Source organism: Neobacillus jeddahensis (assembly GCF_000612625.1).
Classification (GTDB): domain Bacteria; phylum Bacillota; class Bacilli; order Bacillales; family Cytobacillaceae; genus Neobacillus; species Neobacillus jeddahensis.
The window spans coordinates 1-14,445 of the sequence record NZ_CCAS010000085.1 but is presented as its reverse complement, the minus strand read 5'-3'; the positions used below and the strand labels follow the sequence as shown (position 1 = coordinate 14,445).

The following is a 14,445-nucleotide window of genomic DNA, read 5'->3' as shown; positions in this document are numbered from 1 at the left end:
AACGTAACGACCGGGATTGCAAGACTGTAGTAAATATAGACATTACGGCAAGCCTTAAAAGTTACCCATTGTTGCCCTTCATCCATTTCTCGAAATTCATAGGGAATAAAACCAGTTAATTTGATTCTGTTTTTTGGATTTTTATTGTTATGCAACTTTATAAGGATAGTCCAAACAAACGCCAAAATTAGAGATATCCCAGAACATAATTTAGCTAATAAATCCTGTGTATTTATTAGTGATAGTACCAAAGAAGCAGTGATAAAAATTAGTAAAATTACAGGAAAAATCGGCGAACGCAAAAAAAATCTCAACATAAAAATCAATCCTCCCCTTTTAAATAGAATACTTCCTCTACGGTAACATTAAATGCCTTTGCTACCTTTAAAGCCATAGTAACCGACGGGGAATAGTCCCCTTTTTCAATTAAACCAATTGTTTGCCTAGTTACTCCAATTGCATCAGCCAAGTCTTGCTGAGTCCACCTAAAACGTGCACGTAACTCTCTAACTTTATTTTCCAGCATATATTTTCCCTTCTTAAATCATTTACTTAAATTGTAAGTTAAATATTTCAAAATGTAAATAATCATTTGCATTTTGTAATAAATAATTGCCTTGTAATAAATATGCCTTCAATAATCCAGACAGTGATGTAACCTAAATACAATTCGGAATTTCTTCCACTTTACATAATTATTTTAGTCAAAACATTTACAATATCTTGAACTACTTAATACACACTCTTGCTTGTTTGTAGAATAGATAAAAAAGGACGCATGAAAATGGCATTGAAATTGACACTTAATTTGGCACTTATTTTTTTGCGTACACTAGATGTTGTCATTGATAAAAAGACAAGTCATTTGCAATATCTATCCTGTAGAAACGCGAAAAGCAGTGAGATTTCTATATTGAAATCCACTGCTTTTATAGATGTTTTTATATATGCTTTTTACTGTGTGGGTACCTCAAAAGAGAACGGCTTAGATTAAGCCTCAGTGATTTTTTTAAAAGTTCGATTTTTTATTGACTGCCTAACTATTATACCCAACGACACAAGTAGAGAAATGGAACCTAGCAGGAGAAAAATTAATGCAACATTAGTTAGGATATAGGATTCAATATTGTTTATGAATGGTAACCCGATTACCGAAATATCATATCCTCCAATTGGTTCGGGGCTATCACTCGAAGCCAAGTATTTGATGAAAATGCTATTGGCGTATGAAATCGCACACGAAAACGCAAGTCCATAATTTTTATTATGGTGTATGCTAATGGGTATGTGATTTACTCTAATATGGTACCTAGAGATAGGACAATCGAAAAAGAGTGTTTCATCTGCTGGGTGTCTTTTTTTAAAAAATATAAAGTGAAACCAAAGCTTAACTCCGTCGTCTTAGCAGTAAGTGAGAAATGGGGTGGTATAAGGTTGAAAAAAGTGAGTGGAACGGAAAATTTATATCCAGAAAATCAAGATATATGGTTTGAAAGGATTATGGATGAATATGGCGACAGGTTAACTAAGCTTTCCTATAACTATACAAAGGATTGGAATAGTGCAGAAGATATCGTACAGGATGTATTCATTACTTGTTATAAACAATATGAAAAGATTGATAAAATTGTATCTTTTAAAGCTTGGATATTTAGGATCACGATAAACAAGTGTAAAGATTTATTAAAGAGTTCAATTTTTAAAAGGGTTGTTACGAACTCTAACCTACTTACACTGACAAAATCGTCAGAATTATCACCAGAGATGGCCATAATGAAGAGCGGGGAAGAAGAATTTTTATCAGCTTGTGTGTTAGAACTACCGATTAAATATCGTGAGGTTATTACGCTATATTACTATGAAGAATTATCAATTGAAGAAATTAGTGAGATCTTGAAAATAAATAGAAATACGATAAAAACTAGATTAAATAGGGCAAGGATGAAATTAAAAGCATTACTGGAAAGGTGGAGATACGATGGAGAAAGAACTTAGAAACTTGCGGAAAGCAATGAATTCCTCCACTCATAAAGGGGTACGCTTTACAGAAATACAGAAAGAAAAAATTAGGGCCTCCCTCCATCAAGAAAACATAAATGTGCATAGAAAGCCAAAGTTATATATTTATGTAATCTCTACTCTGGCAGCATCCTTATTCATCCTGCTATTCTATACAGAATTATCAGCATTCTTATCTTCAAAAGATGGTGTAAAGCAAGAGGCAAACCAAGCTATAAAAAGTGAGTGGAAGAGTAGAAACGATTACTCAAGAAATGGTAAGGTACTTTTCAGTGTTTCCCCAGATCCTTATCTGTCTGCCGGTAAACCTTTTGGTTATGTATTTAGTTTTAAGGAAGCTTTTGATACTTATAATGGAAAAGAACTAGAAATATATGCTATCCATAAGGAGACAGGTGAGCGTATAAATGTCTTACCTTCAAAAAAGATTACCGAACCTTCTTCTGGATATTCCAGTTTAGGCAGGTTTACAACAAGATTAATCATACCAGAAGGCGGACTTTGGAAATATGAAGTCTTCTTTGATAAAAAATTTTATGGGGATGTAGTATTACCAGTTGGGGAAGGAACTTTACTACCTATAAATATTCCTAAATTTGTTCAAGCAAACGACTTTGAAAAGATTGACTGGAATCGAAAAGCTGTGGATCTAGGTAACAATATCTTAGGGAATGAACATAAATCAGGTGTTATTGGTGCTGATATGCCAAGCATAAACATCAACCAAAAGTGGATGTGGCATCTTTGGTGGATAAAAAAACCCAAAGAAACCAAGCTAACGGTCGTTGGGTTTCACAGAGAAACGGGAACGGTCCATCAGATCCTTACAACAGGTTGGTCACTGGATCTTGGAGGAGAGAATAATGGAGCAGATGCACACGCACCTTCAAGCGTGAACATTCCAATGGCAGGAGAATGGGCAATCTTACTTTATGTTGATGGGAAGTTATTCGATGTATTAGTCTATAACATAAACTCATAGGTCATTCATTCTCCAATTAACAGGCGAAAGTATTAAACTACAAAAGGTTAAATGGTTTCGTTCAATATGAACTGAGCCATTTTTTCTGCGCTTGACTGTTTATCAAATACAATTTTCAAAAATGATATATATGAATTACCACTGGAGAAGATTATTGAATTAATAAATAAAAAAAAGAGGGATTTTGCAGATGAAACTGCCAAATATATGTCAATGATAATTGGAAAGTTGAATTTATTTAAAGTTTTAGATTAATCCAAAAAACTTTAAAAAAGTAGCCTTGAAATTGGTAGGTAGGTTTATTTGTAAACACTTAAACGTAAATCAAATTGACTTTAGCAACTAATTTGATTATTATATTTGACAAAAGCAACTATATTGAAGGGGTGATTATTTTGTTAAATATTTCTAATGAAGAAAGGATACAGGCTGTTCGGCACTTTAATCGTTTTATAACAAGGCATATTGGCGCTTTACGTGAAGGTTTATTACATAGCCCTTATTCGCTGACAGAATCTAGAATACTGTTTGAAATTGCTAACAATGATAACCCTACAGCTTCAAATTTAACTCAACAGATGGGATTAGATGCTGGTTATTTAAGTCGAATATTAGCTCAATTTGAAGAGAAGGGTCTTCTATACAAAGAGCGTTCTCTTAAAGATGCTAGGCAGCGTATTTTAAAACTTACAGCTGAAGGAGTAAAAGCATATGCTAAGCTCAATGAACGTTCAAATATTGAAATAGCTGAACTCCTTAGAGAATTGTCGGATAGTGAACAACAACAATTAATTAACGCTATGAAAACAGTTGAGGGATTGATTAGTAAGAATGAAAGCTTTACTTTTTCCGGACCATATTTTCTTCGGCAGCATGAGCCTGGTGATATGGGGTGGGTGGTTCACAAACATGGTATCTTATATTCTCAGGAATATGGATGGGATGAGAGCTTTGAAGCACTAGTGTCTCAAATTGTAGCGGATTTTATAAATAACTATAACCCCAAACGAGAACGTTGCTGGATTGCCGAAATGAATGGAGAAATTGTGGGTTCTATTTTTGTTGTAGAAGGAAGTGCAGATACAGCTAAACTTCGTTTGTTAATAGTAGATCCAAAGGCAAGAGGAGTGGGGTTAGGTTCACAATTAGTTGAGGAGTGTATTAACTTTTCTAGACGGGCTGGATATAAAAAACTTGTCCTTTGGACGAATAGTATTCTTAAAGAAGCTCGTCATATCTATCAGAAAAAGGGCTTCATACTTGTAGATGAAGAAAAACATCATAGTTTTGGGCAAGATTTAGTTGGTGAGACATGGGAACTGCTACTTTAGAAAAAGTTCCAGTCATCTTCATATTGAAGCGATTCTTCAATTATGGAGGGCCGCTTCTTCTATAGTTAAACAGGTCATCACGTTAGAACCCTTTGTGTCTTCTTTTTTTACATAAAAAAAGTGAAAGCTGGGTGGAAAAATAATTATCTTTTGGTAGTAATGTAAGAGTCTCAATGTAAAAAAGGGAAACAAGAGAAATTATTGACAAGATGAAGGAGAGACATACGTAAATGACTATCAATCTAAAAAAGTGTACCCTTGAAGACTCACGCAAACTTCAAGAAATTAGTTATGAAACATTTAATGAGACATTTAATCATCAGAATTCACCCGAAAATATGAATGCCTACTTGGAAAGGGCATTTAACTTAACACAAGTAGAAAAAGAAATATCCAATCTTTCTTCGCAGTTCTTTTTTGTTTATTTTAATCATGAAGTCGCTGGATATGTAAAGGTCAATACAGATGATGCTCAGTCTGAAGAAATGGGTGATGAATCACTTGAAATCGAGCGAATTTATATAAAGAAGCAATTTCAAAAACATGGGCTTGGTAAATACTTATTAAATAAAGCGATGGAAATTGCGAGAGAACGTGATAAAAAGAAAATCTGGTTAGGCGTATGGGAAAAAAATGAGAATGCGATGGCCTTTTATAAGAAAATGGGGTTTGTTCAAACGGGAGCTCACTCTTTTTATATGGGGGATGAAGAACAAATAGATTTCATCATGATTAAAACACTCATATAACACAGCTGTCCTATGAAATGACTGATAAAATGGTATTCAGGGAAAGAAGGTTACATCTTTCCCGTTACTTCTTATTGTTTTACTCCATCTGGATAATTTCTAACATAATGTTTGTCACCAAGATGTTTAAAATCCTCAAGGGTTTTTTCTAATTCAACGATAAGGATTCGCTTTACATCATGCATACTTCTGTAAAAAGTATGTTCCTTCTTTCCATTTGGTTTTATCCCAGCTAGTGAGTTTGAAGATACGATCCGTCGATGCTCATTCACTAATTTATCAATGGCTTCCAGTACATGTTGCGTATATTTTACTATTTCTTTGTGTTCCGTTTGTTCTTGAAGCTCTTTAATTTGTTTATCCACTTCGTGCCCCCCATTTTGTGTCTTCGCTTTAATAGTATCTTCCCCCAAATGTTCTATAAACTAAGCATTTTTATTAGATAAACAATGACATGAACGCTGGCTTTTTTTCATACTATATTTTGGGGGTGGGAAAATGCCAAGAGCAAGTTACCGTAGTTCAGACGTAGACGTAATGGCAAGGATGATGAGGGCAGAAGCCGAAGGTGAAGGGAAACAGGGAATGTTATATGTTGGAAATGTCATTGTGAACCGTCTTGTAGCAAATTGTCTAGACTTTAAAGGTTTAAGAACAATTAACCAAGTTATTTTTCAAGTACAAGGAGGAAACTACTCCTTTGAAGCAGTTCAAAAAGGGAATGTATTTTATCAAAGATCAAGAACTTCTGAAAGAAGATTAGCAAAACAGAATTTAGATTATTGGAGAGACCACCCAGCAAAATTTGCCCTTTGGTATTTTAATCCACATGCTCCATGCCCTCCAACATGGTATGGTCAACCACATTCTGGTCAATTTAAAGAACATTGTTTTTATGAACCAAAGGCTGGAACATGCGATAGTGTTTATAGCGGGTAGGCTTACTCTTTGAGTAAGCCTTTATACATATTTACAATATTTGCATAAAAAATAATGAAACTTATCTGCTAGAACGTGAATGTGACCAACTTCACCGACGTTTACTACGAGTGAATCGGAGACTTCGTGCGGTGGAATTAGGTTCACATGTTGGCTTTAACCCTCTTCTTCTGAAATCAATCGCCTGCCACTCTATGGTTTTTCACATCGGCACGAAGTCATGCCCATTTATAATATAGACGGGCTCCAAATTCCTCTCTGAGTGTAATATATAGGGTAATGTCATATGAGCTCCCCTTACATTCGAAAGGAAGTGTCAAAATTGGAAAATGCCTTACCGATAACAAATGCCATACCGATTTCTAATGCTTTACCTATTTCTAATGCTTTACCTATTTCTAATGCCATACCGAATGTTCTTCCCCAACCTCCATTGTCTTACTCCTATGCAGCTCCTGTTTATGCAAGTTGTCTTCCTGCACGTGGGTGCGATGATTTTATACTCATAGTAGTGTTGTTTATTTTATTAATCATTGTGGGTGCAGTTTGTTACTGTGGTTAAAAGATGTGTTAAAGGATCAGCTGCTTTTTGGCGGCTTTTTCTTTATTTATCCAAAGGTGCAGTACATAATACTATCTTATTGTTTATTTGTATGTTGGGAGATGGCTTAATTGCAGGTTCTTTCATCGTTGAATTAGCTGCATTTTTTGCAGGGCATGATCTGGAACTATGATAAATAATTCTTCTATTGTATAAACTATGGATCAAATCTATTAAAGAAAGATTCCAAAATCTATGGTATTCTTGCTGTGAAAATAGATAATATGTTAGTGTGTTCTTGAACAAGTACGAATCTGTCCAATTGTCAGCATTTATGATGAATTGTTAAGGGAGTTACTATTGTGAAAATGTTAAAAAGAAAAGGGAATTTAATTAGTTTTCATCCTGCCCAGATACTTGTCATGGGCTTCGGTAGTCTCATCCTAGTGGGGACTCTTCTTTTCATGCTGCCCATCGCTACATATGAAGAGGGACGTGGACTTAGCTTCATTGATGCTTTATTTGAAGCAACTTCTGCCGTCTGTGTGACAGGATTGGCGGTTGTTGATACGGGGTCAACCTTTACTACATTTGGTGAGATTGTCCTGCTCTGTTTAATTCAAATTGGTGGATGGGGCTTTATGACCACCGGAATATTTATGTTTATTATCTTAGGAAAAAAAATCGGTCTAAAGGAACGCTTATTACTACAGGATTCATTAAATGTATTCTCCATTTCAGGTGTCGTTAACCTAGTAAAGCGGATCATCCTCATTACTGTTATTGTGGAACTAATCGGTGCTACTGCCTTAGCCATTCGATGGTCATTTGACATGCCGTTTTCGAAAGCGATTTACTATGGAATTTTCCATTCAGTTTCTGCCTTTAATAATGCTGGGTTCGGTTTAGAACCTGACAATTTGAGTAAATGGGTAGGGGATCCGACCGTTAATATCATGGTTACTTTTCTATTCATCATAGGGGGGATTGGTTTTACTGTCATTCTCGATCTTTTTCATAAAAGATCAATTCGTAAATTATCCCTTCATTCAAAGGTTGCTCTAACGATGACATTAATACTGAACATTATTGGACCTTTCATCATTTTCGTATCAGAATATAGTAATCCTGATACGATTGGCAGTTTGCATTTTGGCGATAAAGTATGGGCATCCTACTTTCAAGGTGTCGTCACCCGGACTGCCGGTTTTAATACGATCGATATTGGAGCCATGAACCTTTCTTCCCTTGTCTTCATGATGGCACTGATGTTTATTGGAGCTTCTTCTGGGTCTACCGGTGGTGGTATTAAAGTAACCACCTTTGCGATTATAATTTCAGCTTTCTGGGCTGTCGTGACCAATCGGGATGATGTGAATATATTTAAACGAAGAATTTCGTGGGAGCTAGTTAATAGATCACTATCTATTGTGGTCGCTGGTATATTTTTTATTTTCCTCATCTTCTTTTTATTAACCTTTACTGAGGATGCGGATATGAGCAAACTCTTATTTGAAACGATTTCCGCCTTTGGTACAGTAGGTTTGTCTGCAGATTTCACACCTGAACTGTCACCGGTTGGAAGAATCTTCATTACCATCATGATGTTTATTGGACGACTTGGACCTTTAACGATGGCTTTTGCACTCTTACATACTCGCAAGGATGCAAAAGTTAGATATGCAGAAGAAAAGATCTTAATCGGATAGAGATTGAATTCATTACGATTCTTTTGGGGTGAATGATGAACGATGGGAAAGCAAAGTTATGCTGTGATTGGGTTAGGTCGATTCGGGACCAGTATTGCGGCTAAATTATATGAAGCCGGACAAGAGGTACTGGGGATTGATATTAATAGTGAACGGGTAGAAGATGGGATCGTATCGATTACGCACGCAGTGGCACTGGATTCTACAGAAGAGGACTCGCTTAAATCAGTGGGGATTCGTAATTTTGACTATGTCATTGTCGCAATTGGGAATGATATGCAAGCTAGTATCTTAACGGTCTTGCTTTTAAAAGAAATGGGAGTAAACAAGGTCATTGCAAAAGCCATTAATAAACGTCATGGACAAGTATTAACAAAGGTTGGGGCAGATTGGGTCATACATCCTGAAAGAGATATGGGAGAGCGTGTGGCACATCAGCTACTCTCACCTAATGTGTTGAACTATATAGAACTGTCAAATGAATACAATATTGAAGAAATCATGATCCCACCAAGTATGGCAAGCAAGAGTTTGCGGGAGCTGGATTTACGAGCAAATTATAATGTGAACGCGATTGCGATCTTGAGTCATGATAATTTAATCATCTCCCCTTCTCCTGATCAGATTATGAAAAATGGTGATAAGTTGGTAGTGATTGGACATCGTAGAGATCTAAACGATTTTGTCAATATAAAATAATGCATTGATTCGAATAAGTAAAAAGGACTAACTTCCCAACAGGGGTCAGTAGGAAAAACAATACAGAAGCCCACTTATCCATTGGATGTGTGAAGTGGGCTTTTTATTGGCAGATAGGAAAGGATATCGGAGAGTATAAGCAACTAGGTCCAATCACTATGTTCTATCTCTTCTGAATCTCCTTTAAAGGGTCTTAGTGTTTTCGGGAATAACAGCATGATTTAATTCTTGTTCTAGCTGCTTTTCCAGCGAAATTAATTCGGCGGGAGACCAGTTCATGATTTTCTCCATCTTCTTTAGAATAGGATTCTTCCATTTTCTTATCCAATCAATCTGGAAATAGAGTGCGCCGGTTCGGCGGATAAAGAAGTCCATCGGGGTGACGGCCATTTCTTGTTCGATTGAATACATTAATTGGGCAAACACAAAGGGTGATAAGTCTTCTTCCGACTCAGCTGAATAATGGTTTGCATAGGTGAATAGCTGATCGACATTGGTTCCATATTTTTTCGCCAGTTCAAATCCCTCTTGCTCTGTTAAGCCAAATTGTACTGCTTCTTTTGATTTTTGGATGATAAATTGCTGGTATTTCTCTCCAGTTGGAAAGTTTCCTCCAGAAATCGGATGTTGGACCGTTTGGCAAGGGGAAAAGAGGCGGAGATTAGGAGTCCAATGGAAGTTGTGAACCTGCCAAAGGTGCTTCCCTCATGAAAAGGTAAGATCATCCACTGCGGGGTGGTAACATGAGGTCCATTTTGGTAAACAATCGCTCGCTCTTTCCCCACTTCGGAGACCACGCTAAATTCTAATTGCTTTAAGTACCGTAAACCACCATGGACGAGTTTCGTAGAGCGGCTAGAGGTACCGGCTGCAAAATCCTGCATGTCGACTAAACCGACCGTCATGCCTCGGGTTACGGCATCTAACGCAATTCCTGCCCCCGTAATTCCGCCGCCAATAATCAGCACATCATACTCTTTTTGACTCATCCCTGTAAGGGTTTCTGTTCTTTTTTTACCTGAAAACGGTTGACTCATCCTGAAATGCCTCCTCTGGTAACTGTAGAAAATAAAAAGAGACCAATCCAAAGAACTTAACATACTGTTTAAGTTTATGGGTGGTCTCTCTTAATCTTTAACCGAATATTTAGTTAATTTTATTCTTACATAGTGAATCCTATTTGTCTAGTAGCATGGTAAAATAAAAAATGCAATTGACGAAATAAGTAATGACTTGAAAGCACCATTAACCTCAAGTCTAAATGGTGATTTTTACTCTACTGACTGTTCCAGTGATATCAGTGGACAAAGATTATTCTGCTATGGTTGAAAGCTGCCAGGTTATGCCGAATTTATCTTTTACTTGTCCATAGGAAGGACTCCATGGCGTTTCCTGAAGTGGCATGAGGACCTCGCCGCCATCCTGCAGTTTTTCATATACTTCTCTTGATTTTTCTACATCATTAAAGGTGATTGCTACATCCACTTGTGATCCAGTTTGAAAGGGTTGACCTGGGAATGTATCAGATAGCATGAGAAACGTATTAGCGATTTTTAATTGGGCATGAATGACACGGTCTTTTGCTTCATCAGGCAGAGGGAACCCTGGATTTTCAGGCAGTTCTCCGTAAGTTTGAACGCCTAGAACTTCTGCCTCCAACGCATTTTCGTAAAATTTTACAGCTTCTTTCCCATTACCATTCATTCGTAAATAAGCGTGAACTCCTAATATCATAAAACACACCTCTCTTTTGAATTTTTTACATATGTAACCATTATTCGGAACATACATTCGTAATATACCACATATAGCATGTGTTTGAAAGTACAATCATACTATATCCTGCCCTTTTATTTAAATAATCGCACATTTTGAACTCCAATAATATCTTTTCTTATTCATTCCCTTCGTTAATGTAATCAAGGGTTCCTTCAATTTATCCGTATACTTCTTTACGAATACCATAAAATAATCTCAGAATAATGGATGAAGGAATATTTATAATAATTGGAGGTCTTTCCGTTGGGAATTTTCAGGAAAACGAAGACAAACACCTTAACCGCTGCGGAGTTATCCGCCCTTTGGCTTCAATATTCGGGCGATAGTATGGCTATATGCATTTACAAATATTTTCTTAAAATTGTTGAAAACAATGAGATCAAACCAATTTTAGAATCTGCATTACAGTTAGCTGAGGATCATATAACGAAAATTTCCGAATTCTTAAAAAGTGCAAATTTCCAAGTTCCAATAGGATTTACAGAGAGTGACGTAAATCTAAATGCCCCGCGCCTATTTTCCGACCCATTTCTCCTATTTTACTCCTATATTATGACCATACATGGGATCACCGCGTATAGTTTGGCTATGACGAATTCGGAGCGACAAGACATTCAAAACTATTTTTCTGAATGTATGGAAACATCTAACGAGTTGTTCCAAAAAATAGTGTTATTGGCTAAAGAAAAACCGATGTATTCTAGTGTCCCCTCCATTCCTTCTCCCCATGGGCCGGAGTTTATGGAATCAACAGGAATCATTTCAAATTTAATTGGAGACAAACGACCACTCAATAGTTCCGAAATCAGTACCCTTTTCTTTAATTCAAAGAAAACGGGATTCATCAAATCGTTAAGTTTGGCTTTTAGTCAGGTGGCGAAATCGGAAGAAGTTCGTAATTTTATGGTGAAAAACGTTAAATTAGCAGGGAAAGATGCTGATAGCTTTAACACTATATTACAACAAGATTATTTACCGATACCTGAGAAATGGGATGCTGAAATTTCGGATTCTACTGTAGCTCCATTTTCTGACAAGTTGATGATGTTTCACGCAGGATTTCTAGTAAATGCGGCTCTTTCTTATTATGGGGCATCATTGGGTTCCAGCTTCAGATCGGATATCATCACAAACTATTATAAAGTATTTACCCATGCGATGGAGGCTGGTGCCTTTGCTTACAATATTATGGTTAAACATGGATGGTTAGAAAAACAACCGGAATCGATTGATAGAAAATTTCTGTCACAAGGATCAAAGAAATGAGTCGATAGATGGCTCGTGCTCTCTGAGTACCTTTATCAGAAGTAGGGGAAACGTTGTTACCGCATCATTCCAATGAAGAAAGGGTACAAATGGAAGAGTAACGAAAAAAGAACTCGGATCTCCTGAGTTCTTTTTTCGGCCCATAGGCGGGCGCCTTGCGCTTTTATTAAAAGATAAGTATAAATTTTGACTTTGAGAATGATCCAGCTCCAGGCGCCATCGGCTCGAGGTCACAAGCCAATCCGTCGAGAAGGTTAAAGAACAACCTTCCCGCCGGCTCGTCTTGTGCTGGTCGCCGATAGGCAGGCGCCTTGCGCTTTTCATATTACTTGTTAACGGTTCTCAATATAATTGACGACATCACCGACGGTTTGAAGCTTCGCGGCAACTTTGTCACTAATTTCGATCGCGAATTCATCTTCAATTTCCATCGTCAGGTTCACCATATCAAGTGAATCAGCTTCAAAGTCATCTTTGAATGATGCATCCTGTTTGATATTCTCCATTTTGACACCGAGTTGGTCTGCAATAATAGGCTTTAACTTTTCAAATGTGGTCATGAGAGGATCCTCCTAATTAGTTCATTCCCACCATTATAACAATCTAATTCGGGACGTAAAACAGGAAATTTTACCAATATTCGAGAAGTATTGACCAGAGGGATGACTGTTCCATTGAAGAAGGGCGCAGTCATGAAGTTGCTCATTTTTTTCTTATATCACTAACGGTTCAGGTTGACTAATACAAAGTGTCATTGTCTCATATTCTTCGAAATCGAGGAGATGCTAATGAAATGAAGGTCAAAGGGGCTAGGGGGTAATATAGGTGATATTCCTCATACTATTGGTTATCGTGTTTAACCTAATTGCTATACTTATTCCGAAGCGTATTTCTGGTATTGAAATACTAACCACGACATTATTTTCGCTGTATTTAGAGACAATGGCGAATGTTTTTTTGGATTTGAAATATGACTTGTATGGGTATTTTACAAAGGGGGTAAATTGGGCCAGCTTACTTTATGTATTAGGGGTCTATCCACCAGTAAATATTGTATATCTAAATTACTTTCCTTATAAAAAGCAGTTACTAAGAAAAGTTGTTTATATCTTACTATGGTCCGTTTTTGCCTATATTTTTGAATTTCTTTTCTTAAAAACTGGAACATTTTATTATAACGGCTGGAAGTTTTGGTATTCAGTGATCATCTATCCATTACTTTATTTAATTCTGGTGGGCTTTCATAAATTTGTTAAATATCTTTTGAGCAGATATCAACAGCAAGGAAACTGAAATGTTTGCTTTTACCAACGGGTGCGATTGCTATATAGGGTGATCGCCTTTTTATAGAAAATGGATCCGGTTTAACAAGGAGCTTACCTTCAATAAGATTAACGCTTTAAAAGAAGTAGCATCTATTTTTGTCTATATATAATACTATTCAGCCAGGGTCAGAAATAAAAAAAGCACTGTTGGAGTGCTTTATATGGATTGTCTGCTTCAACATTTTTTTAAAATCAAGGATTTAGAAATCTAATTGGCGTAAGTACAATAGAAATTCGTTTCCATTCACTTTTTTAAATTTATATTTACGGATCTGGCTTTCAATTTTCTTTTTGTCAATATCTTTACTACTGAATAAATCAGCTAAATGGAGAATTACTTCTGCCAAAACAGATACCAATCCAGCAGAACCTAATTCCAAGCCTAATGTTTCCGTTTCAGAAAGTTGTGATTTGGCTAATTCCGCAATTTCTTTATTGTATTCGCCCTTGATGATAATATAGGGTTCTTTATTTTTTAAGGCAACGAGTAAATCTTCCGCATTATAAACCTCGAAGTAGGCATTTTCCGTTTCCAATCGTAATAATTCATCAAGCACAGTTCCTTCACTTTTCTCTAATGTTTTCGCGATTGCTTGAATCGTTCTGACTGAATAACTGCTGACGCTCTTATTATTTACACTTGCGAGCATTTGCTGACTTATTCCTGTTTCTTTAAAGACGTCGTAGCGCTTCTTCCCGTTTTTCTGTAAATAGATATCCAATAGGCTCATTTTAAACTCTCCCCTCTAATACTAAATTATTTTTTACTCAATTATATTTTAGTATATATGTTAAAAAATGTAAATGATAATTATGTTTATTTATTGAAGAAATATCAAAATTCTTTCAAAAGAAAACCAACGGGTCTTGAGGTGATTATGCATGTAGAGTCATCATGAAAATTGAAGTGGACTTGGTCAATGGTTTTTATGTTAAAGTGTGGTAATTTGGGCATTCATGAAATTTCAAGACAATGGCTGAATTAAATCATTAATATGCGCCTTTTTCGGCCGATAGGAAAGTATAACTTTCCATTCAGGCATAAGTGCAACTACGCCTCTGTCTTCGCCCTTAGGGGCTCGCCAGTCGGCGAGTTTTCTTTAAAA

At 36.4% G+C, this 14,445-nt stretch carries 18 protein-coding genes and 1 pseudogene; 11 read left to right on the top strand and 8 right to left on the bottom strand.

The features are described 5' to 3' along the window. Nucleotides 1–317, bottom strand: a 317-nt coding sequence (locus tag TY15_RS24830; protein ID WP_042375529.1) for a hypothetical protein, incomplete at its 3' end; no start/stop codon positions are given. Between the two features lie 5 nt (nucleotides 318–322). Then, entirely contained in the window at nucleotides 323–526 is a 204-nt protein-coding gene (locus TY15_RS21520) for a helix-turn-helix transcriptional regulator (protein ID WP_040203376.1), read from the bottom strand. Nucleotides 527–1,443: 917 nt separating this feature from the next. Here TY15_RS21520 and TY15_RS21510 point away from each other — a divergent pair. From TY15_RS21510 to paiA, 4 genes are all read left to right on the top strand, one after another. Beyond that, on the top strand, nucleotides 1,444–1,995 hold the full coding sequence (locus tag TY15_RS21510) for a sigma-70 family RNA polymerase sigma factor (protein WP_244440980.1): 552 nt from the start codon (nucleotides 1,444–1,446) through the stop codon (nucleotides 1,993–1,995). Further along, nucleotides 1,979–3,001 (top strand): helix-turn-helix domain-containing protein, encoded by a 1,023-nt coding sequence (locus TY15_RS21505; RefSeq protein WP_040203382.1) that lies wholly within the window; start codon nucleotides 1,979–1,981, stop codon nucleotides 2,999–3,001. Before TY15_RS21510 ends, TY15_RS21505 begins: the two co-directional genes overlap by 17 nt. Nucleotides 3,002–3,396: 395 nt before the next feature. After that, on the top strand, nucleotides 3,397–4,332 hold the full coding sequence (locus TY15_RS21500) for a bifunctional helix-turn-helix transcriptional regulator/GNAT family N-acetyltransferase (protein WP_040203383.1): 936 nt from the start codon (nucleotides 3,397–3,399) through the stop codon (nucleotides 4,330–4,332). Nucleotides 4,333–4,562: 230 nt separating this feature from the next. After that, a complete protein-coding gene (paiA, locus tag TY15_RS21495; protein ID WP_040203385.1) occupies nucleotides 4,563–5,081 on the top strand; it encodes a spermidine/spermine N(1)-acetyltransferase in 519 nt (172 codons plus the stop codon). A 71-nt stretch (nucleotides 5,082–5,152) separates the two neighbouring features. Here the strand turns inward: paiA and TY15_RS21490 are convergent, their stop codons facing one another. Beyond that, entirely contained in the window at nucleotides 5,153–5,446 is a 294-nt protein-coding gene (locus TY15_RS21490) for a hypothetical protein (RefSeq protein ID WP_040203387.1), read from the bottom strand. A 133-nt stretch (nucleotides 5,447–5,579) separates the two neighbouring features. Here TY15_RS21490 and TY15_RS21485 point away from each other — a divergent pair, with 133 nt between their 5' ends. The 5 genes from TY15_RS21485 (at nucleotide 5,580) to TY15_RS21470 (ending at nucleotide 8,969) form a co-directional block, all read left to right on the top strand. Beyond that, nucleotides 5,580–6,020, top strand: a complete 441-nt coding sequence (locus TY15_RS21485) for a cell wall hydrolase (RefSeq protein WP_040203389.1) — start codon at nucleotides 5,580–5,582, stop codon at nucleotides 6,018–6,020. A gap of 433 nt (nucleotides 6,021–6,453) precedes the next feature. Beyond that, nucleotides 6,454–6,582 carry a YjcZ family sporulation protein gene (locus TY15_RS25220; RefSeq protein ID WP_257000207.1) on the top strand — a complete coding sequence of 43 codons (129 nt, stop codon included), beginning with the start codon at nucleotides 6,454–6,456 and terminating at the stop codon, nucleotides 6,580–6,582. Next, nucleotides 6,575–6,754: a hypothetical protein gene (locus TY15_RS21480; protein WP_040203390.1), complete on the top strand. Its 180-nt coding sequence runs from the start codon at nucleotides 6,575–6,577 to the stop codon at nucleotides 6,752–6,754. Before TY15_RS25220 ends, TY15_RS21480 begins: the two co-directional genes overlap by 8 nt. A 175-nt stretch (nucleotides 6,755–6,929) precedes the next feature. Next, nucleotides 6,930–8,270 (top strand): TrkH family potassium uptake protein, encoded by a 1,341-nt coding sequence (locus tag TY15_RS21475; protein WP_040203624.1) that lies wholly within the window; start codon nucleotides 6,930–6,932, stop codon nucleotides 8,268–8,270. 42 nt (nucleotides 8,271–8,312) lie between these two features. Further along, nucleotides 8,313–8,969, top strand: a complete 657-nt coding sequence (locus tag TY15_RS21470; protein ID WP_040203391.1) for a potassium channel family protein — start codon at nucleotides 8,313–8,315, stop codon at nucleotides 8,967–8,969. Between the two features lie 183 nt (nucleotides 8,970–9,152). On the opposite strand, the gene TY15_RS25415 is transcribed toward TY15_RS21470, so the two are convergent. The 3 genes and pseudogenes from TY15_RS25415 to TY15_RS21455 all read right to left on the bottom strand — a co-directional run bounded on the left by TY15_RS25415 (nucleotide 9,153) and on the right by TY15_RS21455 (nucleotide 10,703). Further along, nucleotides 9,153–9,590, bottom strand: a complete 438-nt coding sequence (locus TY15_RS25415; RefSeq protein WP_392391455.1) for a glycerol-3-phosphate dehydrogenase C-terminal domain-containing protein — start codon at nucleotides 9,588–9,590, stop codon at nucleotides 9,153–9,155. Continuing rightward, nucleotides 9,590–10,006: pseudogene (locus TY15_RS25410) on the bottom strand (FAD-dependent oxidoreductase); the annotation flags it as partial. The pseudogene TY15_RS25410 and the gene TY15_RS25415, both read right to left, overlap by 1 nt. A gap of 274 nt (nucleotides 10,007–10,280) precedes the next feature. Continuing rightward, nucleotides 10,281–10,703, bottom strand: a complete 423-nt coding sequence (locus TY15_RS21455) for a VOC family protein (RefSeq protein WP_040203397.1) — start codon at nucleotides 10,701–10,703, stop codon at nucleotides 10,281–10,283. 288 nt (nucleotides 10,704–10,991) lie between these two features. Here TY15_RS21455 and TY15_RS21450 point away from each other — a divergent pair, with 288 nt between their 5' ends. Beyond that, the gene (locus TY15_RS21450; RefSeq protein ID WP_040203398.1) at nucleotides 10,992–12,014 is read left to right on the top strand and encodes a DUF3231 family protein; all 1,023 of its coding nucleotides are present in this window, start codon (nucleotides 10,992–10,994) and stop codon (nucleotides 12,012–12,014) included. Nucleotides 12,015–12,346: 332 nt separating this feature from the next. Here the strand turns inward: TY15_RS21450 and acpP are convergent, their stop codons facing one another. Then, on the bottom strand, nucleotides 12,347–12,574 hold the full coding sequence (gene acpP, locus TY15_RS21445; protein ID WP_040203399.1) for an acyl carrier protein: 228 nt from the start codon (nucleotides 12,572–12,574) through the stop codon (nucleotides 12,347–12,349). Between the two features lie 265 nt (nucleotides 12,575–12,839). On the opposite strand from acpP, the gene TY15_RS21440 reads away from it, so the two are divergent. Next, complete coding sequence (locus TY15_RS21440) at nucleotides 12,840–13,307, top strand: CBO0543 family protein (protein WP_040203400.1); 468 nt, start codon at nucleotides 12,840–12,842, stop codon at nucleotides 13,305–13,307. 232 nt (nucleotides 13,308–13,539) lie between these two features. On the opposite strand, the gene TY15_RS21435 is transcribed toward TY15_RS21440, so the two are convergent. Continuing rightward, nucleotides 13,540–14,070: a helix-turn-helix domain-containing protein gene (locus TY15_RS21435; protein ID WP_040203401.1), complete on the bottom strand. Its 531-nt coding sequence runs from the start codon at nucleotides 14,068–14,070 to the stop codon at nucleotides 13,540–13,542. Nucleotides 14,071–14,445 lie beyond the last annotated feature (375 nt).

Excerpts from the sequence above, each read along its gene's own strand:
- TY15_RS21520 (WP_040203376.1), bottom strand. The coding sequence starts at position 526 with ATGCTGGAAAATAAAGTTAGAGAGTTACGTGCACGTTTTAGGTGGACT.
- TY15_RS21505 (WP_040203382.1), top strand. The coding sequence starts at position 1,979 with ATGGAGAAAGAACTTAGAAACTTGCGGAAAGCAATGAATTCCTCCACT.
- paiA (WP_040203385.1), top strand. The coding sequence starts at position 4,563 with ATGACTATCAATCTAAAAAAGTGTACCCTTGAAGACTCACGCAAACTT.
- TY15_RS21485 (WP_040203389.1), top strand. The coding sequence starts at position 5,580 with ATGCCAAGAGCAAGTTACCGTAGTTCAGACGTAGACGTAATGGCAAGG.
- TY15_RS21475 (WP_040203624.1), top strand. The coding sequence starts at position 6,930 with ATGTTAAAAAGAAAAGGGAATTTAATTAGTTTTCATCCTGCCCAGATA.
- TY15_RS21470 (WP_040203391.1), top strand. The coding sequence starts at position 8,313 with ATGGGAAAGCAAAGTTATGCTGTGATTGGGTTAGGTCGATTCGGGACC.
- TY15_RS21455 (WP_040203397.1), bottom strand. The coding sequence starts at position 10,703 with ATGATATTAGGAGTTCACGCTTATTTACGAATGAATGGTAATGGGAAA.
- acpP (WP_040203399.1), bottom strand. The coding sequence starts at position 12,574 with ATGACCACATTTGAAAAGTTAAAGCCTATTATTGCAGACCAACTCGGT.
- TY15_RS21435 (WP_040203401.1), bottom strand. The coding sequence starts at position 14,070 with ATGAGCCTATTGGATATCTATTTACAGAAAAACGGGAAGAAGCGCTAC.